The 24,214-nt window shown below is 61.6% G+C and carries 18 protein-coding genes; 13 read left to right on the forward strand and 5 right to left on the reverse strand.

Annotated features, from left to right (window positions below):
* Positions 1-35 precede the first annotated feature (35 nt).
* Complete coding sequence (locus tag FYK55_RS14545; RefSeq protein ID WP_150077147.1) at positions 36-1,319, forward strand: hypothetical protein; 1,284 nt, start codon at positions 36-38, stop codon at positions 1,317-1,319.
* 4 nt (positions 1,320-1,323) lie between these two features.
* On the opposite strand, the gene FYK55_RS14550 is transcribed toward FYK55_RS14545, so the two are convergent.
* From FYK55_RS14550 to FYK55_RS14560, 3 genes are read right to left on the reverse strand one after another with little or no spacing between them, the layout of a single operon-like run.
* A complete protein-coding gene (locus tag FYK55_RS14550) occupies positions 1,324-1,815 on the reverse strand; it encodes a DinB family protein (RefSeq protein WP_150077148.1) in 492 nt (163 codons plus the stop codon).
* A 24-nt stretch (positions 1,816-1,839) separates the two neighbouring features.
* Entirely contained in the window at positions 1,840-2,763 is a 924-nt protein-coding gene (locus tag FYK55_RS14555) for an SPFH domain-containing protein (RefSeq protein ID WP_150077149.1), read from the reverse strand.
* Positions 2,764-2,765: 2 nt separating this feature from the next.
* Positions 2,766-3,797 (reverse strand): SPFH domain-containing protein, encoded by a 1,032-nt coding sequence (locus FYK55_RS14560; protein ID WP_150077150.1) that lies wholly within the window; start codon positions 3,795-3,797, stop codon positions 2,766-2,768.
* 540 nt (positions 3,798-4,337) lie between these two features.
* Between FYK55_RS14560 and FYK55_RS14565 the strand changes: the two genes are divergently transcribed.
* From FYK55_RS14565 to FYK55_RS14575, 3 genes are all read left to right on the forward strand, one after another.
* Positions 4,338-6,653 carry a PSD1 and planctomycete cytochrome C domain-containing protein gene (locus FYK55_RS14565; protein WP_150077151.1) on the forward strand — a complete coding sequence of 772 codons (2,316 nt, stop codon included), beginning with the start codon at positions 4,338-4,340 and terminating at the stop codon, positions 6,651-6,653.
* Between the two features lie 2 nt (positions 6,654-6,655).
* On the forward strand, positions 6,656-8,071 hold the full coding sequence (locus FYK55_RS14570) for a DUF1501 domain-containing protein (RefSeq protein ID WP_150077152.1): 1,416 nt from the start codon (positions 6,656-6,658) through the stop codon (positions 8,069-8,071).
* Between the two features lie 245 nt (positions 8,072-8,316).
* A complete protein-coding gene (locus tag FYK55_RS14575) occupies positions 8,317-9,591 on the forward strand; it encodes an outer membrane protein assembly factor BamB family protein (protein ID WP_150077153.1) in 1,275 nt (424 codons plus the stop codon).
* A 290-nt stretch (positions 9,592-9,881) separates the two neighbouring features.
* Here FYK55_RS14575 and FYK55_RS14580 read toward each other — a convergent pair whose 3' ends face one another.
* A complete protein-coding gene (locus FYK55_RS14580; RefSeq protein ID WP_150077154.1) occupies positions 9,882-10,184 on the reverse strand; it encodes a hypothetical protein in 303 nt (100 codons plus the stop codon).
* A 298-nt stretch (positions 10,185-10,482) separates the two neighbouring features.
* Between FYK55_RS14580 and FYK55_RS14585 the strand changes: the two genes are divergently transcribed.
* The 3 genes from FYK55_RS14585 (at position 10,483) to FYK55_RS14595 (ending at position 12,950) form a co-directional block, all read left to right on the forward strand.
* Complete coding sequence (locus FYK55_RS14585) at positions 10,483-11,163, forward strand: 3-keto-disaccharide hydrolase (protein WP_150077155.1); 681 nt, start codon at positions 10,483-10,485, stop codon at positions 11,161-11,163.
* Between the two features lie 228 nt (positions 11,164-11,391).
* On the forward strand, positions 11,392-12,129 hold the full coding sequence (locus tag FYK55_RS14590; protein ID WP_161604510.1) for a YqjF family protein: 738 nt from the start codon (positions 11,392-11,394) through the stop codon (positions 12,127-12,129).
* Entirely contained in the window at positions 12,129-12,950 is an 822-nt protein-coding gene (locus tag FYK55_RS14595) for a heme-dependent oxidative N-demethylase family protein (RefSeq protein WP_150077157.1), read from the forward strand. Before FYK55_RS14590 ends, FYK55_RS14595 begins: the two co-directional genes overlap by 1 nt.
* 113 nt (positions 12,951-13,063) lie before the next feature.
* Here FYK55_RS14595 and FYK55_RS14600 read toward each other — a convergent pair whose 3' ends face one another.
* A complete protein-coding gene (locus FYK55_RS14600; protein WP_150077158.1) occupies positions 13,064-14,530 on the reverse strand; it encodes a sulfatase in 1,467 nt (488 codons plus the stop codon).
* Positions 14,531-14,758: 228 nt separating this feature from the next.
* Between FYK55_RS14600 and guaB the strand changes: the two genes are divergently transcribed.
* The 6 genes from guaB to FYK55_RS14630 all read left to right on the forward strand — a co-directional run bounded on the left by guaB (position 14,759) and on the right by FYK55_RS14630 (position 24,205).
* Positions 14,759-16,243, forward strand: a complete 1,485-nt coding sequence (gene guaB, locus FYK55_RS14605) for an IMP dehydrogenase (RefSeq protein WP_150077159.1) — start codon at positions 14,759-14,761, stop codon at positions 16,241-16,243.
* Between the two features lie 7 nt (positions 16,244-16,250).
* A complete protein-coding gene (locus FYK55_RS14610; RefSeq protein ID WP_150077160.1) occupies positions 16,251-18,116 on the forward strand; it encodes a hypothetical protein in 1,866 nt (621 codons plus the stop codon).
* Positions 18,117-18,131: 15 nt separating this feature from the next.
* Positions 18,132-18,656 carry a tRNA (adenosine(37)-N6)-threonylcarbamoyltransferase complex ATPase subunit type 1 TsaE gene (gene tsaE / locus FYK55_RS14615; RefSeq protein WP_150077161.1) on the forward strand — a complete coding sequence of 175 codons (525 nt, stop codon included), beginning with the start codon at positions 18,132-18,134 and terminating at the stop codon, positions 18,654-18,656.
* A gap of 65 nt (positions 18,657-18,721) precedes the next feature.
* Positions 18,722-19,723, forward strand: a complete 1,002-nt coding sequence (locus FYK55_RS14620) for an aminoglycoside phosphotransferase family protein (protein WP_161604511.1) — start codon at positions 18,722-18,724, stop codon at positions 19,721-19,723.
* 206 nt (positions 19,724-19,929) lie between these two features.
* Positions 19,930-22,776, forward strand: a complete 2,847-nt coding sequence (locus FYK55_RS14625) for a protein-disulfide reductase DsbD family protein (RefSeq protein WP_150077163.1) — start codon at positions 19,930-19,932, stop codon at positions 22,774-22,776.
* Positions 22,777-22,783: 7 nt separating this feature from the next.
* Positions 22,784-24,205: a tRNA modification GTPase gene (locus tag FYK55_RS14630; protein ID WP_150077164.1), complete on the forward strand. Its 1,422-nt coding sequence runs from the start codon at positions 22,784-22,786 to the stop codon at positions 24,203-24,205.
* Positions 24,206-24,214: the final 9 nt, after the last annotated feature.

Consider the following 24,214-nt stretch of genomic DNA (forward strand, 5'->3'; position numbering starts at 1 on the left):
GATTCTTTTCCTGTAAGCCAATTGGCTGTTTGGTTGTGTTGGCGTCTCTTGCCGGTCCTTGGGCGCCGGCGTCTGGCCAAGACTTGGCGAAGGCCGACGAAGCGGTGGTATCGGAGGCCGAGCTTCAACGGGCGATCGACTCGCTGCACAGCGATCGATTTTCTGAACGCGAGGCCGGGTATCGGCAACTCGTCCAGGCGGGGGCAACTTCACTGGAACTGCTTGCCCGGGAATGCAACGGTGAAGATCCGGAGATTCGGACGCGCTGCCTGGAAGCCATCTGCGAGGTCGCCAGGAAAGAGGAATCCGTCCAGGCGGCCATGGCGGTCCTGGAGCGGTTGGCTTCCGATCCGTCGTTGCCGATCAACGATCTGGCGCGTCAGCGTTTTGATCGGCTGACGATGACGGACGAAGAACGGGCGGTCGAAGCGTTGAAAGCGGCCGGCGTGCGGTTGCATCTCGATCGCCAGGGGCATGTGCTGTCGGTCAGCATTTCACGGGACCGCGATGTCGATCACCTCCGCCACTTGCCACAGCTGCGGATGGTTCAATTGAGCGGCAACGGGATCACGGACGACTGCATGCAATCCATCTCGGAATTGACGTCGTTGTCATCGCTGTCACTCAGTCGCACCACCGTCAGCGACATCGGATTCAGCCGGCTGGCCGGAATCGCGTCGCTGTCATCATTGATCGTGCGTCAGGAGTCACTGGCAGTCGCTGACGTGAAGCAGATTCAGCGGATTCCGGGGCTGAGGAATTTGTCTTTGGCGGATTCCGTCGGTGACGCCCATCTGGAGTGTCTGGCGGATGCAAAACAATTGGCATCGCTCTCTCTTTCAGATTACCGGCTGACTCCTGAATCACCGAAGACCTTTGCGAAGCTCCAGCAACTCAGGACGCTCCGATTCACGCTTTCCAACGCGACCGATCGACAGCTCGGTCTGTTGGCGAAAATTGAGGTTCCGATCGACATCACGCTGATGAGCGGCGATCTGATTGGTGAATCGGGTTGGCGTTGCTTGCCCCAGGCAAATCTGAAGTCATTGACGTTGATGCGATGTCAATTGAAAGATTCCGACCTCGTCCACGTGGGCAACATCAAGGCGCTGCAATCCTTGAGGATTTACGGAGCACCGATCACCGATGAAGGCCTGCCTCACTTGAAAGGACTGGACGAATTGCAAACGTTGACGTTCTACGACACGCAGGTGACCGAGGAGGGTTTGGAGGCGCTGAAGCCGGAGTTTCCCAAGCTGCGTTATTCAAGATTGCAAAATCGAAGGGCCGTGGCCGTTCCCGCCAAACCACGCGGATAGACCCTTACATCAGGATCGGTTTTCCCAGCTTGCGCCGGACGATCACGAACTGGCCCGCGTGCATCATCGGGTGCGTGGCGATCAGGCTGAAAACGTCCCCGTTGGTGGGGCAGAACGATCGGAAGTCCTCGGGCGCCGGGTCGTCAAAATCAGGTTCGGGGTAATCCTCGAGCGCGGCTAGCAAGGCGGCATGCACCTTGTCGAACAGTTCCAGGTACTCGGCCTTGGTCAGGAAATGATCGGCGTCGTCGCTGCTGCAGGTGGCCTTCGAGTGCGCGTCCGCAAACCCCTCGGGCAATTCGATGCCGCTGCCGGGGGCAACTTTCTCCAGCAGCATCACTTCGGACGCAATCAAGTGTCCGAGCTGCCAGGCCAGGTGGTTGCACCCTTCGCCCGGGCGGACCATCAAGTCCTTGTCGTCCATGTCGCTGATGTAGGTCTTGAGGACCGTTGCGCTCAAGTTGGCGCACTTGCCGAACGCTGCTTTTGCATCCATTGGGACACCGGGGGTAAAGGGGGGTTATCGATCGGCGCGTCGCGCCCGTTCAATGAAATTGTCTGTCGTCGACGTTGACTTCGACTCACCGACTTCGATCAGCAGGTTGCTCGATTCGGGCAGGATATCGATGGAAGCATTGGATTCCAGCAAGGCGTCGACTTCCATGACCTCCAGCAGCGTATCCAGGATTTCGGCGTCCTGCTTGGCGATTTCGTTCAGTTTTTTCCCGACGATGTCCGGGCGTGCCGCGGCGGCCTCGGCCATCTTCTGGGAAACCTTGTAGGCGGTTTCGCTGCGGATCAGCCCGACCCGGTTCTCGCCGTCCTGCTTCATCGCGCTGGTCACCTGCACCAGCCGCTTGACGACCTTCTCGGTGATGTTCTCGACCATTTGCACGTCGGTGAATTCGACCTTGCGAATGTAGACCGACCCCAAGCGGTAACCCCACTTTTCCGAGAGTGGCGAAACGGTCCGCCGCACGGTTCGGCTCAAGCTGTGGCGATCTTCCAGCATCTTTTCCATTTCCAGGTTGCTCAGGGTGGAAATGGTGGAACTGGTCACGTTGGCTTGCAGCGATCCGTCGGGGTTGGCGTTGGTGAACAGGTAGGCGACGGGGTCCCTGACCTGCATTTCGTACCAGATGCCCACGCCCATCGGCGTGCCTTCTTCGGAATTGACCATCTGGCTGCGAAGGTAGTGTTGCCGCAACGCCGTGCTGACTTCGTACTTCTTGCCGAAGAAGGGAATCAGCATCGCGCGGGGGCCGAAGTAGCTGACCGGAAAGTGAAGCCCCGCTTCGTCGATGGTTCCGATCACCTTGCCGAACAGTGTGAAGACCTGAGACTCACACTCGTTGACGCAGGTGTAGATGCCGAACAGGCGGGCAATTCCCAATGCGATCGGGATGATCAGCAGGCCGGCGATGAATGCTGGAATGAACAACATGATCAAACCTCCGAGCGTCGTGAGTTGCGGTCGGCGTGTACCAGTCGGCCCGCCCGTTTGTAAAGTGGGACACGAGCGTTACGCAGGTACGCTCTCAGGCAAGCGGAGCCCCCCTCGTTTTTGATGGTCGCCAGCGTTCCGGCCAGTTCCTGCAGGGGCGCGACTTCGGCCTGGGCATTGTTGGTCGCGATTTCGACCGCCCTGGCGCTCATCGTGATCTGTTGCTCGGCATCGGCTTGGGCGGTACTGATGTCCGCCGCCACCTGGTTGCGGGTGCTGTTGATCGCCGACAGGGCGCGGTCGACTTGAGCCGGCGGGTCGATTTCGGTGATCAGGGCCGCATCCAGCTCGATCCCGTATCGGCCTTGGGTCGAACGACACTGTTCTTCCATGTACTGATTCAGCAGCGGCAAGTTCTTTCGCAGGTCATTGATCGAGACGCCTTCGGAAAGTTCCACGGCGCTGCTACCGGTCGCGACCGGATCGGCTTCGGAGATTTCGTCTTCCGAAAGCAGGCTTTGACCTTTGGGATCGACAAAGTTGGCGATCCGTTCGCGGAGCACGGAGACAAAGTACCCCATCACGTGTTCCAACGGGCTGGCGACACCGAACAGGTAGGCGTACAGATTGTTTTCGCAAATGCGGTATCGGATCTGGCCGTTGACGCCGGTCGTCAAGTTGTCCTTGGTGACCGCTTCGATGGTGTCCTGTCGCTTGGTCGGATCCCAACACAGGTCCACGGCTTGCGTCGCCACGCTGACTTTGTGCACACGTTGCCACGGCAGTTTGAAATACGGGCCCCCGGGCCCGATGACTCGAACTTGCGGGTATTCGTAGCGTTCACGCTCTTCGTGGCTGAGCGTCTGGTCTTCAACGACCGAGGGCGCTGGCGTCGCACCGGCCAGGCGTTCCGCAGCGCCGAAACTGGTCACCACCGCTCGCTGGTCGGGCGAGACGGTGTACAGGCAGCCGAACACGACTTTCCCAGCGATGTACAGCAGCAAGCCAGCTAAGAAACCGACCAGGGGTAACATAGGGATTACTCCAATAAGACAAGGATCAGTGAGGATCGATCCGCGGTGCGGCTCCATTGCAATCGCGGTCGTTCCGCCGGAGACGGGCCGCGGACGTTCGCGTGCAACCCGTGAAAGGTGGAACCCGCAAATCATCGCCTGCGGGTCGTCGTCGCAGCGCAACGGATCGGGCGATTGCCCGTTTTCTTCCTCTAAACGCGAGAGCGCCGAACGACTGCGATGATAACGACGGTCGGCCGATTCCGAGGGCGGAGGGCCGTGGGCAGGGGCACAGAAAGTCACATTTCGGGGTCGCAAAAAAAGCGTCGTGTCCCAAAAAGATCGCTTCCTTCTCGCTTGGAGGACACGCCGCGTTCCTAGTTTCTGCTTGATCCGGATGCGGTATTGCTGTCGTCGCCTCGCGACTCGTCCGGTTGCGCCCGGCCAGATTTTGACGTTCGATGGGCTGATCGGTCCGTTATACTGGCCCGGGCCCGGCGGTCCGACCGACACGACGGGTCCCGCCTGATTTTCTTGGAAGCCGAGTCCGACGGACGCCGCGTGACCAAGACTTCCCGCCCCCGTCCGCGACTTGCCATGCCCGCCGCGCCACCGATCGGAACGTGCTTTCGAGCGATCTTGATGCTGATCACGCTACCGTTGTTGCCCGGGACGGCGGGGGTGAGAGCCGAGCAGGCGAGCGGCTCCGGCGGCGCACCGAGCGTCGCTGACGTCGATCCGGCGGCGGTGGATTTTTTTGAACGCAGAATTCGCCCGGTCTTGGTCGAGCGCTGCTACTCCTGCCATTCGGCCGACGCCGATCCGCTTCAAGGCGGATTGCGAGTCGACGATGCGGCTGCGATGCGAAGCGGCGGAGATTCCGGGGAGGTCATCGCGCCGGGGGACCCCGATTCCAGCTTGATGTTGGCCGCGTTGCGATACGAAGGGATGGAGATGCCGCCCGACGAACCGCTGCCGGACGACGTGATTGAAGATTTTCAAACGTGGATCCGGTCGGGAGCGGCGATGCCGGCGTCTTCCCATGCTGCGCCGACATCCCCCGAGAAAACACCAGGGATCGATTGGGACAGCGCTCGATCGTTCTGGGCCTTCCAGCCACCGACGCGACATGACGTGTCCGAACTGCCTCCGCCCCCGCAGTCGTTTGTCGATTGGGCCAAGGCTCCGCTGGATCGGTTTGTCCTGGCGCGTTTGCAGCAGCACGAATTGCACCCCAACGCGCCGGCTGACAAGCGGGTCTGGTTGCGGCGGGTCACGTTTGATTTGATCGGCCTGCCTCCCAGCCCGTCGGAGGTCCGGTCATTCGTAAGCGATGCTTCGCCGCTGGCCAAGGAACGAGTCGTGGAGCGATTGCTCTCTTCCCCGCAGCATGCCGAGCGTTGGGCACGGTTGTGGTTGGACGTTGCCCGCTACGCCGAGGATCAGGCGCACATCGTGGGCAACAATGATTCATTGACCTATCCAAACGCCTACCTCTATCGCGACTGGGTGATCCGCTCGCTTGCCGAGGATCTGCCCTACGACCAGTTCGTGCAGCGGCAGCTGGCTGCCGACTTGATGTTTCCCGAATCACCGCAGGAACACGTCGCCCTGGGATTCATCGGGCTGGGGCCAAAGTACTATCGCCGCAATGACCTGGAGGTGATGGCCGACGAATGGGAAGACCGCGTCGACACACTGACGCGAGGACTGTTGGGATTGACGGTGGCCTGCGCCCGTTGTCATGACCACAAATATGATCCGATCCCGACCTCCGACTACTACGCCCTGGCCGGCGTGTTTGCCAGCACGGAAATGTACAACCGGCCGTTGGACGAATCCGTCGAGACGAAAAACGGTCAGGCGAAAAAGCCACAGGATGCCGTCCACATCATTCGCGAGGGCAAGCCGCAGGATCTTCAGGTGATGATTCGTGGCGATGCCAAGCGTTTGGGGCAGGAAGTGCCGCGCGGCTTTCTGACGGTGTTGGGCGAAGCGGAGGCGGCGCACTTTGAAAGCGGCAGCGGGCGAAAAGAATTGGCCGAAGCGATCGTCGACGCTGACAACCCGCTGGCCGCCCGCGTGATCGTCAACCGCGTCTGGCACCAGTTGATCGGAACGCCACTGGTCGCGACGCCGAGCAATTTCGGATCGTTGGGGGCCCGGCCGTCGCATCCCCAACTGCTGGACGACCTCGCGGTCCGGTTCATGCAGCACGATTGGTCACTGAAGTGGTTGCAGCGCGAAATCGTTCTGTCCGCGACCTACGGTCAAAACAGCGGAGTGGATCCGGACAAGGCCGCCAAAGATCCGGACAACCGCTTTCTGTGGCGGATGCCGCGTCGCCGGCTGAGCGTGGAAGCGTATCGCGACGCCATCCTGTCGGTTGCCGGCCGGCTGGACCCGGTCATTGGTGGCCGGTCCATCGATCCGTCCGATGTCGATTCGGGTCGCCGGACGGTTTACAGTGAGGTCAGCCGGCTGGATCTGAACCCGCTGCTTGCGCGATTCGACTTCCCCGATCCGAATGCCCACAGCCCGGTCCGTCATGAGACGACTACTCCGCTGCAGAAACTGTTCCTGTTGAACAGTCCGTTTTTGCTGCAGCACAGTCAGGCCTTGGCCGACCGGATCGCCGCGCAGGCTTCGACGCGGAGGGCCAGGATTTCGGTGGCCTACCAATGGCTGTTCGCCCGCCAGCCGGATGAAGAAGAAATGGCCTTGGCCGAAGCCTTTCTGGGTGGCCCCGGTGACGAGCTGTCCGCTGACGACGTGTCCGGCGTGGCAACTTCCGGAAAGCCATCGGAGCCCGATCAACGCTGGGTTCAGCTGGCCCAGGCGTTGTTGATCAGTAACGAAATGTTCATGGTGGATTGATCATGTTGAGTCCTGTTTCTCGTCGTCAATGGTTGCGTCGCAGTGGCGCCGGTTTCGGTGCCGTGGGGTTGCTGTCGGCGTTGGACGCCGGCGGCGTGTTGTCGGCCGCGTCGGCAGAATCGTCCGCCGGCGAAGGACTGCACCACCGGCCGCGTGCCAAGCGGGTGATCTTTCTGTTCATGAACGGCGCTCCGTCGCATGTCGACACCTTCGACCCCAAGCCGATGTTGGCCAAACATGCCGGGGAAACGCCGACCGGCGATGAGATCGCCAAGAAGAATCGAGCATCCGGGTACATGCCGTCGCCCTTCAAGTTTCGAGCGCATGGCGAGAGCGGCGTGGTGATGAGCGAGCTGTTTCCACAGTTGGCCGCGCACGCCGACGATCTGTGCGTCGTCCGCTCGATGCACACTGATGTGCCCAACCATGAGCCCGGGTTGCTGTTGATGCAGTCGGGACACCAGCAGCCGACGCGTCCCTGCATGGGGTCGTGGCTGTCCTATGGTCTGGGTTCGGAGAACGCCAACCTGCCTTCATTTATCGCGCTCTCGCCCGGCTTGCCGGTGGTCGGTCCCCAATTGTGGTCGAACGCGTTTTTGCCCGGACAGCACCAGGGTGTCGAAATCGACACCAATCAGACGCAAGTCGACAAGCTGATTCGCAACGTTCGCAATCCGAATCTTGGGCCCGCGGAGCAACGGCGACAGTTGGATCTGCTGCAGTCAATCAACGACATCCACCGTCGCGCTCGGCCGGGCGAAGCGGCCTTGGAAACGCACATCCGCGCGATGGAATTGGCGTTCGAGATGCAACGCGAGGCTTCCGAAGCGTTTGATTTGGAACGCGAGACGCTCGCGACGCGGGAGGCGTACGGTGATTCGGAATTCGGCCGCAGTTGTCTGCTGGGCCGCCGATTGCTCGAACGTGGCGTGCGCGTGGTGCAAGTTTTCTACGTCAAGAAGAACAGCAAGCAACCTTGGGATACGCACACCAAGAACAACGCGGGGCATGAGAAATTGTGCGCCGATGCCGATCGGGTCACGGCCGCCTTGTTGGCGGACTTGAAAAGTCGTGGCATGCTGGAGGACACCCTGGTGATCTGGGGCGGTGAATTCGGTCGGACTCCCTATGCCCAAGTCGACAAGGACAAGGATCCCAAGAACGCGGGCCGCGATCACCATCACACCGGCTTCTCGATGTGGCTTGCCGGCGGCGGGGTTCGAGGCGGTCAGATGCACGGGGCCACCGATGATTTCGGGATGCACGCGATCGAAAACCGGGTCCACGTTCACGACCTGCACGCGACGGTGTTGCACCTGATGGGGATCGATCACACGCGGTTGACCTATCGCTATTCCGGTCGCGACTTCCGGTTGACCGATGTGCATGGTCGCGTCGTCGACGACTGGTTCGCTTAACCAATCCTCGATCACGGGCCGTCAACCAGGGGCATCCACGGATGCCACCGTCGGCAGGAGGTGGCTACCCCGCATTTCTTCCACGCCCTGGCTCGCGTGGCTACACTTCTCAGGCGGTGGTGGCGCCGCTTTCGCGATCGAGTTGCCTCCCGCGCCCGGGCGCATCCCGTCGGGTGACGAGGGTTCGATCGCGTTCAGCTGGCCCCGAAAACAAGCCCATCTTCCTTCCCACGTTGCCCAGGCTCATGAATTCACGCGTCCTTCCGGCTCTTCTTTTGACTGCTACTTTGGTTGCGGCGGTTGCTTCCACCGCCAGCGCTCAACCCGAAGCAGAACTTGGTTTGACCTCCCAGGATTGGCCCTGGTGGCGTGGTCCTCGACTGGACGGGAGCGCCGACGCGGACCAGGATCCACCGATGCAGTGGGGGCCGGAGGAAGGCATCCTGTGGCAGCGACCCATCCCGGGGCGGGGACACGGGTCGCCGATTGTCGTCGGCGATCACGTCTACCTGCCGACCGCCGACCGCGAACGCCAGGTGCAGTCGGTGCTGTGCCTGTCGCGCGAGACGGGAGAATTGATTTGGGAAACCGTCGTGCACCGTGACGGGTTGATGAAAAAGAATGAGAAGGCATCGCAGGCGTCTTCGACGATGGCTTGTGACGGTGAGCGATTGTTCGTCAACTTTCTGAACGACGGCGCCGTGTTCACCACCGCCTTGGATCGCAAGGGACGCGTGCTTTGGCAACAGAAGGTGTCCGACTACGTGATCCATCAAGGCTACGGATCATCGCCGTTGATCTATCACGACCTGGTGATCGTGGCGGCCGACAACAAGGGCGGCGGAGCGTTGGTCGCCTTCGATCGGGAAACGGGGGAGGTGCGTTGGAAGCAGCAACGCCCCGAGAAGCCCAACTATGCGTCACCGATCGTTGTTCGAGCGAATGGGAAGGATCAGCTGGTGATGACCGGTTGTGAATTGGTGTCCAGCTTTGATCCTGACACGGGCAAGAAACTGTGGGAGATCGAGGGAGCGACGACCGAGTGTGTGACGTCCACGGTGACCGATGGCCAGTTGGTCTACAGCAGTGGCGGTTATCCGCGAAACCATGTTGCCGCGATTCGTGCCGACGGCAGCGGCGAAGTCGCGTGGGAGACGGGCGACCGAGTGTACGTCCCGTCGATGTTGATCCGCGACGGTTACTTGTACGCGGTGATGGATGCGGGCGTCGCCATCTGTTGGGAAGCGGCCACCGGACGCGAACAATGGAAGGCTCGGTTGGGCGGCAACTTCACCGCGTCACCGGTTTTGGTCGGCGATCGGATTTATGCGACGGACGAAGATGGAACGACGACGGTGTTCCGTGCCACCCCGGAAGGCTTTGAACGTCTGGCCCGCAGCCGTCTGGGCGACGACGCTTTCGCCACGCCGACGATCGTCGGCGGCCGCATCTACGCGCGACACGGAGTCATGCGGGACGGCAAACGTCAAGAAGTGTTGTACTGTCTGGGTGGAGACTGAATCCGCCGTGATGTATTGGCAAACAGCCTTCACCCTCCCGCTCGGAGGTCGTGCAGCTTTCCGAGCCGGTAAGAGACGTGCTTTTCTGAAATTCACCCTCCCTCCGGGAGGGTCAAAGGCGAGGCACGAGCCTTTGGGGAGGGTGTCTTCAACAATCCGCTGAAATACAACGACCCCGGACGAGCCCTCCCCGCGTCGTCGCAAGCTCCTCCGCGACCCTCCCGGAGGGAGGGTGAAGCAAAGCTGCACGACCTCCTCGCGGGTGAAGCAAAGCAGGGCAGGTGAACCGGCTAGTCAATCTCGGCCCACCGCGTGTTGATGCCGGGTTTGGTTTCGATGCGATAGCACTTGACGCTCCATCGGGGCGGGATTGGCATGGTCAGGGTGTTGCAGGCGACCCGCGCGTCGGAATGTTGGTGGGCACCGGCGGTCAGATCGAATTTTCGCTGTCCGTCCGCGTCGCAGAGTTCCGCCATGATTTCTCCGGCGCCGCCGTCTTCACATTTGATTTGCCCGGTCATGAAGGCGGTGTGTTGTTTCCGGTTGGTGTACTCGACTTCGAGCACGCGTTCGCCCAGGGCTTGAACTGACATCTTGAATCTCCGGTGAAGGGAAACGAAGGAACAGAGCACGATCATCGTTCCGCCCGGCGGCCGCGGGGGACGCGCCGTGGACAGGCCAGAAAAGTGGGGCGTTGGCCTGGGGATTCCTTTGGTTTTATTGTAGGCCTCGTCGGAGGGGGCGTGCGAGGGTTTCTGGGGAGGTGTCAATCGGCGTCGGCCGATTGGCGTGGCCGATCCGGTCGCGCGTCGCCGACGGCAACAGTCGCTTGATCTATAATGCCCGCCGACCTTCCCATTTCATCCCCCTCAGACGAAATCAGTGCCTCCCATGCTTCATAAACTGACCCTTGCTTTGCTGATCGGATTGATTGCATCTGTCCCGTCCGTCGTTTCGGCCGAAGACGGCTGGAAACCGCTGTTCGATGGAAAAACGCTGGACGGGTTTTCCGTCAAGAGCGGCTACGCAACCTACGGCGTGGAAGACGGGGGCGTGATCGTCGGACGGACGGCCGAAGGCAGCCCCAACAGTTTCCTGTGTACCGATGCGACCTATGGCGATTTCGAATTGAAGTTTGAAGTCAAAGTCGACGACGGTTTGAATTCCGGTGTCCAGATTCGTTCGAAGCTGAAGAATGCTGACGCCAAGAATGCTTACGGCGGTCGCGTGTACGGCCCGCAAGTCGAAATCGAATCGGGGCCCGGCCAAGCGGGTTACATCTACGGAGAAGCGACCGGACGTGGTTGGCTGTCGCCGGAACCCCAGTCGGAAGACAAATCGGTCAACCAACACGATCACTTCAAGAACGGCCAGTGGAACCAGTATCGTGTGGTCGCCAAAGGGCCCAACATCAAGGTCTGGATCAACGGCGAAATGATCGCGGACTTGACCGATGAGGAGATCTACGAGACTCATCCTGAAGGTCTGATCGGTCTGCAGGTCCACGGGATCGGCAAGAAAGCCGGGCCGTACGAAGTCCGTTGGCGCAACTTGGAAATCAAACCGCTCTAGCGGCACAGCGCATTTTCAATCCAAGAGAATGCGAATTGATATGCAATAAGCGGCGAGGCGCTAGCCGCCGGTTGATGCGGAGAAACCCGCGGCGAGTGCTACGCGGCTCCGCTCGGAAGTCGTCCAGCTTTTCGAGTGCGGAAAGGAGGGTGAAACAAAACGGCATGACCTCTGAGTGGGAGCGTGATGTGACTTGGGTAGATGCCAAGTCCCAACGGCGAGACACGAATGGCTGATCGGATCGGCCCCACGGCCCGACCGCCGGGAAAGAATGACGGCACGCAAAGCTGGGAATCGCTGTTGTTCTGTCATTGGCGGTTCGACGCGGCCGTGCTCCGCCCTCTCGTGCCGGAGTCGCTGGAATTGGACCTGTTCGAGGGCCAAGCTTTTGTCGGACTGGTTCCTTTCAAAATGCGCGACATCAAGCCGCCGTGGTTGCCGCAACGCTGGGCCTTCAACTTTTTTGAAACCAACGTTCGCACGTACGTGACGTACCGCGGCGAACCGGGCGTCTACTTTTTTTCGCTGGACGCAAGTTCTCTGCTGGCTGTCTGGGCCGCGCGCATCGGTTGGTCGTTGCCGTACCATCATGCGACCATGACGGGGTCTCAACAGGACCAGGTGCATCGCTACCAGAGTCATCGGCGGGGCGGTCAAGGCAAGCACCGTGTCGCGTTTCGCGTGCAGGATCCGCTGGGCGCCTCCCTGCCGGGAACGCTGGAATACTTTCTGTTGGAACGCTACCTGTTGTTCGTCTTGCGCGGCGGGGCGGTGTACCGTGGCCAAGTGCATCACGCGCCCTACCAGGCTTGGACCGCAGAGGTGTTGGACCTGGAAGAGCAGTTGCTTGCCGCCGCCGGGATGCCTGCGCCGGGTCGCATGCCGGATCTGGTGCACTATTGCCCGGGCGTCGATGTGGAGGTGTTCGCGATCGAACGCGTTGCGAAGAAGGAGGCGTCACGCTGATGATCGATTTTCCGCTGACGCGGCCCTCCTTTGAGCACCAGTTTGGCATCCAGGCTCTGCCGGCGGATGCAACTCCGCTGCAAAGGACTGCGGAATTCGAGGACGAAGTCCGGCTCAAGCGGGAACTGTATCGGACGCACCGCGACCAGGTGTTTGCCGTGCGCCCCGGATCGGAAACGCTGGTCGAGGAGGTTGCCCGCTGGATTCGGTCACAGGCGGACTGGGTCCAGGAGCGGTCGGACGAAGACCCGCAACTGGTCGACGTGGGGCTGCAGATTCAAGAAGACGTGGCGGTCGTCAGCGATGACGCCGCGTCGGGGTTCCCCGTGGTGGCGGGACTGGTCTGTTTTCCTAGCGGTTGGTCGATTCGCGGCAAGCTTGGCCAGTCGATGGCGTCGACCCATGGTCCGGTGGCCGGGTTCGCCGAGCATCTTTTGTCGCGGACGGTGAAGCTGTTGGCTTCGCTGCGGCCATTGAAGACCGTCCACCGGTACAACTGGGGCATCGTCCCGACGGCTGACCTGGCATTGTTACCCGAACGGGCAGCGGAGTTGAATTCCGCCCGCCGACAAGTCGACCGACAGACCGCCGGTCAGCGGTGTTGCTTTCGCGTCGAGTACCAGACACTGACCCGCATGCCTGACAGCGGGGCGATCGTGTTCACCATCCTGACGCGACGCCGTCCGCTGGATCAGCTGACGGCGGATCAGTGTCGGATCATGGCGGGCGTGTTGCGGACGATCCCCGAACCGGTGGCGGATTACAAAGGATTGACGCCGATGATCGGGCCGCTGCGGGAATACTTTGACGCCCGCGGGTAGGACGCGAGACGGCGAGACGAATTGGCCCGGCGAATTGGCCGACGCATCGGGATTCGATCGTCGCGGCCAACCGAGCGCTGAAACGGGGGCGCCCTGAAACGGGAACGGCCTGATCAGTCGCGTTTCTTCAACGCTTTTCGCATCGCTTGGCGTTCGGCGGCTTCGTCGTAGTTCGGGTTCGGTTCGGTCGGGACCGGCGCGTTGGTCGATTCGCGCCACTGACGCAACCGCTGGTGCAATGAATCGCGGATCTCCGGGTGGGTCTCGCTCAGATCATTCGATTCGCCGACGTCCGCTTGCAGGTCGTACAATTCCAGACCGCCGTCTTCGAAGTATTCATGGAGCTTCCATTTGCCCGCGCGGATGATGCTGCACGGCCGGCTGCGGTACAGCACGTCGCGCTGCTGATCGGTCCTGGCGTAGCTTTGCAGGTAGGCCGGGAAGTGCCAAAACAGGGCCCGCTGATCAAACGATTCGGGGGCCGCATCGGGTGACTTCAGCAGCGGAACCAGGCTCTTTCCGTCCCGGATTTGGTCTGGCAATTCGGCGCCGGTCATCTCGCAGAATGTCGGATACAAGTCGACGTTGATCACCGGGACTTCGCAAACGCTCCCCGGCTGAGTCACACCCGGCCAGACGACGAACATCGGTTCGCGAATCCCGCCTTCGTAGTACGTTCCTTTGTAGCCCTTCAACGGGCTCATCGAAGTGGCCGGCCCGTAGCCGCCGTTGTCACTGGTGAAGACGATGATGGTGTTGTCCGACTGGCCAGATTGTTGGAGTGCTTCGACGATTCGCCCCACTCCGGTGTCAACGCTTTCGATCATGGCCGCCATCACCGCGTGATCGTGCAATTCCCCCGGGGGCTTGTCGCGGTACTTGGCGACCAGATCGGGTTCGCCCTGCAGCGGTGTGTGCACCGCGAAGTGAGTCAGGTACAGGAACCAGGGGGCCGGGTCCGATTGATTGATGAACCCGATGGCTTCATCGGTCAAGCGATTGGTCAGGTACTCGTCCTTGGGCGCATCGGCCAGTTCTTCGATCTTGCCGTGGGGCGGGTAGTAACCTTGCGGGGGGCCACCGCTGTGTGTTCCGGCAAAATTGAAATCGAATCCGTACGGCAAGGGATCGTCGCTGAGGTGCCATTTGCCGATCGTTCCGGTCCGGTATCCGGCCTGGTCAACGCATTGGGCCCAGGTGCGGATGTCGGTCCGCAGCGTGTCGGTTCCCGGGATGTGCATCAGTTTGCCGTGCTTGCGGTTGCCGCGCCGCTGCGTCCCGACATTGAAGATTTCGTGGCGCGGCGTGTACTGGCCGGACAGCAAACACGCCCGGGCCGGGGCGCAGTTCGCCGCGGCCGAGTAGGCCTGCGTGAAAACGGTTCCTCTGGCGGCCAAGGCATCCAGGTGGGGAGTTTCGTAGAAGTCGCTCCCCATGAAGCCCGCGTCCCGCCAGCCGAAGTCGTCCAGAAAGATGAACAGAACATTGGGCCGGTCCGCCGCGGTCGCGGTCGAACCGATCAGGACAGCGGCCAGACAGAGGAGTCGGTGGCACAGGGTACGAAAGATTTCGGTGGGCATCGCGCGCCTTTCTAGCAAACGGGGCGTGTTCAGAATGGAGCTGATGATAATGGACCAGCGGGGCGCGGATGGGGATTTCGCCAATCTGCGGCACAGCATGCCGCTAGCGAGAGGGGGCCGCGGGCGAACCTTTGACCAAATTCGCCGCCACTTCCCGGTCCGATTGACGTTCGTCATACTGCTGGACTTTTCCCAATTCCAAGCTCGCGCTCGGTTATCAGGTTCGGCATGTTTGAAGACAAAATCAGCTACTCCGGGGTCACCTTCGACGACGTCCTGCTGGAACCGCGCTACAGCGACGTCGTGCCCAGTGAAGTCGATGTCAGCAGCCAGCTGACCCAGCGAATCCGACTGCAGATCCCCCTGCTGTCCTCTCCGATGGACACCGTCACCGAGGCGGAGATGGCGATCGGACTGGCCAAGGAGGGTGGTCTGGGCATCATTCACAAGAACCTGCCCGCGGATTTGCAGACCATTGAAGTGCTGAAGGTCAAACGGTCGGCCAACGGAATCATCGTCGATCCGGTGACGTTGCCGCCCACCGAGAAGGTGGGGCGAGCCAGTGAGCTGATGGATGAGGCCAACGTCTCCGGAATCCCGATCGTGCACGAGGATCGCACCCTGGCGGGCATCCTGACCCGACGCGACCTGCGTTTCCTGGAAGACCCAGATATCCCAGTTTCTGAGGTCATGACCTGTGAGAATCTGGTGACGGGGACGGGGAATGTAACGCTTGAGGAGGCTGAACGAATTTTAACGGCAAAAAGGGTCGAGAAACTTTTGCTGATTGACGAAGAAAGAAAACTGACGGGACTGATTACGATTCGCGACATCGACATGATGAAGCGGTTCCCCCGAGCGTGCAAAGATTCCCAGGGCAGACTTCGGGTCGGTGCGGCGATCGGAGTGGGTGATCTGGAGCGTGCCGAAGGGCTGATCCGACAGGGCGTGGACCTGTTGGTCGTCGACTCGGCTCACGGCCACAGCCAGAACGTGATCGATACCGTCAAGGAGATCAAAGCGCAATCAAATTGGGACATTGACGTGGTCGCGGGAAACATTGCGACCGCCGAAGGGGCCCAGGCGTTGATCGACGCTGGAGCGGATGCGATCAAGGTCGGAATCGGACCGGGATCGATCTGCACCACGCGGGTGATCAGCGGTGTCGGGGTACCCCAGGTGTCCGCCATTTTGAGAGCCGCTTCGGTCGCCAAAGAGAACAACATACCGATCATCGCTGACGGCGGGATCCGCTTCAGTGGTGACATCACCAAAGCGATTGTCGCCGGAGCGAACACCGTGATGATCGGCAGCCTATTTGCCGGTTTAAGCGAGAGCCCTGGCAAAACGATTCTGTACCAAGGTCGAACTTTCAAGACGTACCGCGGGATGGGATCGATGGGCGCGATGGTCAAAGGCAGCAGTGATCGGTATCGCCAGAAGGGAGTCCAGGCCGGAAAACTGGTCCCCGAAGGCGTTGAAGGCCGCGTGCCTTACAAAGGCCCGCTAAGCGATTACGTCTACCAACTGGTCGGCGGCTTGCGAGCGGGAATGGGTTACTTAGGAACACGGACGATTGACGAGCTCAGACGTGATGGCAGGTTCATTCGCGTCTCCGCAGCGACGGTTAGGGAGAACCATCCGCATGACATTGCGATCACCCAGGAAGCGCCCAATTACAGTCCCGACGTTCAATCGCCGGAAAACAACTGAGTCGAAATTGGCTGTCGGTCGGCGACGCGCCTGGCCGGCCGCCCTCGCGGCTTTGCTGGCTTGCGGAGCGGTCGCCGTTGACCCCGCCGCGGCAATCGCCCAGCAGCCGTCGTCGACCACCCCGCCCGGATGGAATCTGCGTTGGCGTCGCAGTGCCCAGGTCGCTCCAAAGCCGGTGCATGTTCCCGCCGAGGATGTCTTTGCCCGGCCCCCACGGACGGCGTCGCAATCGGTCCCGGTTCAAGCCGCCGCGGTTGCCAGCGCCTCGCAACGTCAGACGCAGCGGGTCGGGGAACGGTCAGCGGTTCACGCGGCGGTTCAACCGGTCGGCTATGCCACGCCGGCCGTTCAAACCGCCAATGCGTTTGAGACCGCCGCTGCGGCTCATCACCGCCGCCAGGGTGCGGTTGCGGTTGATCCCGGCCAGGTCCGTCAGACCGGTCACGAACAGCCCGTCGGCAATTACCACCGGCCCGCAGACGAGTCGATTGCCCAGCCGAACGACTTCTTTAACAACCCGTTTGCAGACACCGCTGGCCGTGGTGCCGCGGCACCGCGGAACGTTGCGCCGCAGAATCACGCCGCGCCGCAGAATGCGGTGCGAGTCGCACAACAGGGAGGCGGTTTTCAGCTGCCGTCGGACTCCCCGCAAACCGGTCCGGCCGGGCAAGCCGCCGAATCGGCCGAGGAACTGCCCTCGAACTTGCTTCGCGGCAACGCCGGGGCTGAACCATCGGCGTTGCCACCGTCGGCAGGGCCAACCGAAGCGGTTCCGCCTTCCGTCGCGCCGACGCAACCGGGGGCAAGGTCGTTGCCCATGCCGCAATCGATTGAGCGTCCGCGAGATGCTGAGAGTCCGCGGGATGCTGACCAGCTTCCGCAACCCGAACTGCCGCAAACGGAGTTGCCTTCAAGCGATGCGGAGCCTTCGATGCGCGACCTGCTTCAGGACAGCAACGACCTTCCGGCCGCCGACGGCAAATCACCAGGCGATCCAGAGATTGATTTTCTTCCTAAGGGCGACGTGACGGATCGTCAAACCGAGTCGCCATCCGACCGCGCTTCGGGCGATCAGCCGCCGTTTAACAATCCCTTCGATCGCAAAGAGCGGGGACGCGAGTTCGAACCTCGCAACGGCCAGGCTGGCGCTGCGGCTCGGGACGGCGGTGCCACGTCGACCATCGCCGCGAACGAACTGACGTGCGACGAGTTCCGCGATCGGATTGCCGATCAAACGATCGACAAACTGACGCTGGATATCAGTCCGCCGTTCCGACCGGACCTGTTTGATCAGGAAGAGTATCGCAAGCAACGAGAGAAGTTTGAGCAGAGCCAGACGGTGCGCAAATGGAGCGACGTGCGAGGACGCCCCATGGCCTCAGGAAAACTGGTCGACCTGGCTTACGAACACGTGATCATCGAGTCCGCCGATGGGAACAAGCAACGATTGCCGGTGGACGATTTGAGCGAAGGCGATTTGGCTTACCTGTCCGAGAGTTGGGGGCTTCCCAAGGAATGCCTGATCGAACAGGTTGCGTTTACCCCGCGATCGTGGACACCACTGACCATGACGTGGAAGGCGTCGAACCTGTGCAGCAAGCCGCGGTACTACGAAGAAGTCAATTTGGAACGCTACGGTCACACCGCGGGTCCCTGGCTGCAGCCGGTCGTTTCATCGGCGCACTTCTTTGCGAACATCGCGGTGACGCCCTACAAAATGGGAATTCACCCGCCCAACGAGTGCCAGTATGCCCTGGGCTACTATCGACCGGGTGACTGTGCCCCGTGGATTGTGCCGCCGGTGCCGATCAGCGCCCGCGGAGCACTCACGCAGGCGGCTGCCATGACCGGTGCGTTCTGGCTGATTCCGTAATTCGGACCGGACTTGATGACCACGTTGACACTTTCGAACATCGACCTGGCGCGGTTGGACAAGCTGGCTTCCGCGATCGTCGCCGGTTTTCCCTCGCGAGCCGTCATCGGTTTGGTGGGGACGCTGGGTGCCGGCAAGACGACCTTCACGCAGGCATTGGCCGCCGCGATGGGCATCGATCCGGAAGACGTCACCAGTCCGACGTTCACGCTGTTGTCCAGCTACGCGGCACGTCTGCCCAGCGGTGAAATCCAGTTGCATCACCTGGACGCCTACCGCATTGGCGACGAAGACGAGTTTCTGGAACTTGGCGTGGAGGAGTTGTTCGAAGCGCCGCGGAGTTGGACCCTGATCGAATGGGCCGACCGAGTGGAATCTGTTCTGCCCACGGAGACGCTTTGGATCACCATGGAAGTCGATCCGGCTGGGGGCGAATCTCCTGCGCGAATCGTCACCTTTGCCAGTGAAGATGCCGTGTGGCGGCCGGCTCTGGAATCGCTGCGCCGCGACGCCCAGTCCTGGGGTGCGGTGGTGCGGTAATGGGAGCCCTGCCCGGACCGTGCCGTGTCCGTCGCCAGGCGGCAGACGTTGAGGCCTTCCCTGTCATGATTCCTGAAGAGATCCGATCCGGCTTGCTGCAGCATCACGGGCTGACGCAGGTGCATCCCTTGGCTGCCGGGATGAGTGGTGCCGAGTTGTACGGCTGCCAGGGGCCGCGTCGGCTGGTGTTGCGGCGTTGGCCAAGCGGGACGAAGCTGGATCGAGTTGCATTGGTTCATCGCGTGATCTCGCAAGCCCAAAAGCACTGTCCCTTGTTGCCGGAGTACCAGCGGGGGCGGGCGGGCGAGACGGTGGTCGTCGACGCGCGGGGTGGCCTTTGGGAATTGGTTGACTGGATGCCGGGCGAACCGCTGTCGTATGCCGCGACCCGCAATCAGGTCGCCGCGGGGGCCGGAGCGATCGCTGCGGTGCACCGTGCGTTGCGGATCCAGGGACAGTCGGAGCAACCGGTCGCTGCGGTGCGTGACCGACAGGTGCGGATCGGTGCTTTGGATGCCGCGTTACCCCGTGCGGTCGCGACGGATCCGCCTCGCCAACTGCCATCGGAGCTTGCCGACACCGTGGTGCGGGCGGCGGCTTGGTTGCGGACGCACTGGGCTATGGTGTCGACATCCCACTCGCGTCGGTTGGAGGCCGTCGGCCGCCAACCCCGGTTGGCTCATTACGTGCTGCGCGATGTGCATCGGGAACACGTGCTGTTTCGACAGGGGCAACCCTCGGGAATTATCGATTTTGACGCCCTTCGCGTCGATTCGCCCGCGACGGATCTGGCCCGTTGGACCGGAAGTTTTGCCGCCTATTGGCAGGATCCGGACGGTACGATCGAGGCGGTGGTGGCGGGTTACGGCGATCAGGAACCATTATTCAATCGCCAACCGCAGGCTGAGTTGCGTACACTGTTAAGAGCCCTGATTGATTCCGCGGGCTGGATCAGTCTGGCAAATTGGGTGGTTTGGTTGGTCGTCGAGGGGCGACAGTTTCCGGACTGGGGCCGCGTCGACGAGAGACTGAAACGCTTGCTGGAGCAGATCCGCTGCACACTTTGAGCGGTGCCTGTCGGCTTTGCCGCCGTTTCCCTCGGTTTCCTTGGGGGGGGGGCGAGCGACGACGGGCCGTTTTGCGACGGCGTTGACCGTTTTCGTCGACCAAAACTAGGCTTGTATCCAATCACGCTTGAGCGAATTGCCGTTCTCCTTCCTTCATTCCCAAGCAGAATCCGATCGCGGACCATCCCGTGAGCCTTCTGAAGATCATGAAATTTCACCCTACTTGTATGCTCGGCCCAACCACCGTTCGGGCGAAATCGCTCTCGGGCACTTTCGCGGCGGTGGCGTTGGTGGTCGGGATGCTGGCCGGTATCGCCGGGCCCCGTCCCGCGTCGGCCCAAGACGCGTTCGACCAAACCGACTTTGGTCAGGCCGATTTCGGTACCGACTTTGGTGCGGGAACCGATGTCTTTGGTGATGTCAACTTTGGCGGGCTGACGGACGCCGCGCAAGAACCGATCACGTGGCAGGCACGTTACTTTGCCGCGGGCGGCACCGGCCAGTTGGAGATGACGGCCCAGGTCGGCAAGTCCTGGCATGTGTATTCGACGACGCAACCGCCGGGCGGTCCTCTGGCAACCCAGTTCTCAATCGTCGCACCCAAAAGTGTCTCCGTTGACGGTCCCTTCCAGCCGGCTGCTCCGCCGGAGAAGAGCGTGTCCGATCTGTACCCGGGAGTCACGATCGAAGAGCACACCGGCAAGGTGCGCTGGACGGCACCGATCACCTTGCCGTCGGACTTCGAAGGTGAAATCAAAGTGGACGTTCGCGCCCTGATGTGCCAAACCGGGGGTTCGTGCATGCCGGCCAATGAAACTCTGACCGCTTCATTTGCCGGGGCACCTGATGCGCAGGCCTCAAGTGATCCTGCCGGTGATCGATCGAAAGAATCAAGCGAGGATTCAAAGTCCGCGACGTCGGTGGTGAATAACGCTGCGGCCCTGCTGACCCAAGACGGATCCAAGTCAACGAGTTTCCGCGATGACGGATACGAGGTTGTTTGGACCGCGGGAGTGTCCGCGTCGATCGCTCCCGGCGGCGAAGGCTACCTGGTGTTTTCGGCCAAGCCGGAAAAGGATTACCACGTCTACCAAGCTGTCACCGACGATTCGGAATCGTCAACCAACTTTATCGTCACCGACAAAGGCGGGTTGCGGGTCGGAGAGCCCCGGACGGATCAGCCGATCGTTTCCAAGTCGCTGTTCCCTTCGATTCCGGGCGTGCCCGATGCGCCGCCGGTGAAGTACCACGTCGGTCCGGTCACTTGGACGGTTCCGATCCAGGTGCCCGAGGGCACCGCGGCGGGCGATTACCCGTTGAACGGATACGTCGCCTACCAGGCCTGTACCGACAGCAGTTGTCTGCAACCCAAGGCGATGAAGTTCACGGCCACAGTGACCGTCTCCGATTCGACAGCGACGACCGCCCGGCCGATTGAGCTGGCGACGGCCAAGTACTCGACCGCGGTCGACTTGGCGGCGGAGACCGACTGGGTGGACGAGTTGAAACCGATCGCGGAACCGGAAACGTCCGGGGAAGCGAATCCGCAGGCGGGCGACGGCACCACCGAGACACCGTCTTCCTCTGGTACGGAAGATTCCGCCGGGGAGGCTCCATCGACAGACGCTGCCGCACCAGACGCGACGGAACCGGATGCGACGGGACCGGCGGTGGACGAAGCGTTGCAGGTTCGGGAGGCCGATTCGACGCCCGGTTCCAGGGCCTCATTGCCGCTCATTCTATTGATGGCCTTCGGTGGCGGCATCATCTTGAACTTGATGCCGTGCGTGCTTCCGGTGGTGGGGCTGAAGATCATGAGCTTCGTCCAGCAGGCGGGCGAGGATCGCAAGCGGATCTTCATGTTGAACTTTGCTTACGTCGCCGGGATTCTGGCCGTGTTCGCCGGACTGACGCTGTTGGCCGTGTTCGCATCGTTCGGCTGGGGCCAGCAATTCACCTACTTCCCCGTCCGCTTGGGGCTGACCGTTTTGATTTTCGCGCTGGCCCTTTCGTACTTGGGCGTTTGGGAATTGCCCACACCCGGTCTGGCTTCTGGCGAAACATCGCACGAGTTGCAACAGCGTGAAGGATTCACCGGGGCATTTTTCACGGGCGCGTTCGCCACGATTCTGGCGACTCCCTGCAGCGGTCCGTTGTTGGGCGTGGTGCTTGGTTACACGATCACGCTGCAACCGATCGAAACAGCGGCCGTGATGATGACGGTCGGTCTGGGGATGTCGTTGCCGTACATCATTTTGGGATTGTTTCCGTCGGCCGTTGGTTTCCTTCCCAAGCCGGGGAACTGGATGGTGACGCTGAAGGAATTCCTGGCATTCTTGTTCCTGGGAACGGTCGCGTTCTTCTTCAACCAATTCGCTGATGCGGACAAGTTGCCGGTGTTTGTCACCTTGATCGGCGTGTGGTTCGGCTGCTGGATCATCGGCAAGGTGCCCCCGTGGGAGTCGGTTCACAAACGACTTCGCGGCTGGACGATCGGGATCGCCAGTGCCGCCGTGATCGGTTGGTTGGCGTTCTCGACGCTTGGCGAGAAACCGGCCCCGCCGACGTTGGGCACGCCCGGAGTGGAATACATCGTCGACAATCATCTGCGTTGGGAAAAGTACGACGAGGCTCGACTAGAAGAACTGCAAGCGTCGGGCACCACCGTGATGTTGGATTTTACCGCCGCCTGGTGCGTCAACTGCATGGTCAACAAAAAGGTCGCGCTGGATACCGAAGCGACCAGCAAGCTGCTCAAGGAACTGGACGGAGTAGCGATGTTGGCGGACTGGACCGACCAGAACCAGCAGATCGAATCCAAGCTCCGCGAATTGGATAGCCGGTCGATTCCCGTCTTGGCGATCTTTCCCGGGCAGAAGCCGGATTCGCCAATCGTGCTCCGCGATCTGGTGTCGCAGACTTCGGTTCTGGAAGCGCTCCAGGAAGCCGGTCCCAGCGTCGCGGCCCGCAAGGTTGCTTCCGGCAGCGCCGGAAACGGTCAACGGCTGACTTCGGCCAGACCGTCCGTCTCCGAATCGACGTCGGAACATTGACCGTTAGATGGCTTCGACCACCGCCATCGATGTCGATGACACCATCGTTGCGATCGCATCTTCGCCCGCGGCGGCGCACCGCGGTGCCGTGCGGATGTCGGGGTCCGATGTGTTGACGATTGCTGGGCGGCTGGGCATCCATCCGGAAAACCAGCGTGGGGCTTCGCGAGTCGAAACGTCGATCGATCTGGGGAGTCCTTTGGGAGTCATCCCGGTGCGTGCCTTGGTATGGCCGACCGGACGAAGCTACACCGGTCAGCCGGCCGTGGAGGTGCACACGTTCGGTTCCCTGCCGATCCTGCAAGCGGTGGTCCGCCGTGCAACCGAGTCGGGCGCCCGTGCGGCGCGGCCGGGGGAATTTACCTTGCGGGCGTTCTTGGCCGGACGTTTGGACCTGACGCAAGCGGAAGCCGTTTTGGGAGTCATCGATGCCGACCACCGCGGGGCGCTCGATCACGCCCTGCGGCAATTGGCGGGTAATCTGTCGCGGCCGCTGGAATTCCTGCGCGGGCAACTGCTGGATTTGCTTGCGGACGTGGAAGCCGGGTTGGACTTCGTCGATGAAGACATTGAATTCATATCGGAGCCCGAGTTGCTTCAGCGGTTGGGGGCCATTCTGTCCGCCGTCAGCGCGTCGCGCGAACAGTTGGCCGGGCGCGGCGGCGGCAAGTCTGAAACGGTGATCGCCCTTCGCGGCCTTCCAAATGCGGGAAAGAGTCGGCTGATCAATGTGCTGGCCGGTCGCGAGGCGGCGATCGTGGCCGACCAGGCGGGGACGACGCGTGACGTCGTGCGGGTCAGCACGCAAATCGCCGGTCACGATGTGGTTCTGGTTGATACGGCCGGTATTGAAGGCGACGCCGATGACGGTTTGTCCGGCGGGGACGATCTGTCCGGCGGGGACGTCTTGCGAGAGTTGTCGCAGCAGGCGCAGCGCCAGGCCGATCGTGCCGGCCGAGACGCCGATGTACGCCTGTGGTGTGTCGACCACAGCCGCGACGATTGGCACCAAACGTTTGCGGCAATGCAGCAGTTGGCAGCCGACCGGCGGGCGTCGGTCCGCGACATTTGGATCGCGACCAAGTGCGACTTGGCCGGTGACGCGCCCGGGGCGGATTGGATCGCGACCAGCGCCGTGACCGGTCGCGGGATATCGGATTTGGTCGAGACTTTGGGGAACCTGTTGTCCGCCCGCGACTCAGCCGAATCGACATCCGTGCTGGGCACGGCGGCCCGCTGTCAAGGCAGCTTGATCGCTGCGGAATCCGCCATCGCGGCGGCGATTGAACATGCAGAGCTCGGCGAAGGCCAGGAGTACGTTGCGTCGGAATTGCGAATCGCGTCGGCATCGCTGGGCGAAGTCACCGGAGCCGTGTACACGGATGATATCCTGGACCGTGTCTTCAGCCGGTTTTGCATCGGCAAGTAGCCAGATTTT

The sequence above is a fragment of the Roseiconus nitratireducens genome, assembly GCF_008629675.1.
In the GTDB taxonomy this organism is placed as follows: domain Bacteria; phylum Planctomycetota; class Planctomycetia; order Pirellulales; family Pirellulaceae; genus Stieleria; species Stieleria nitratireducens.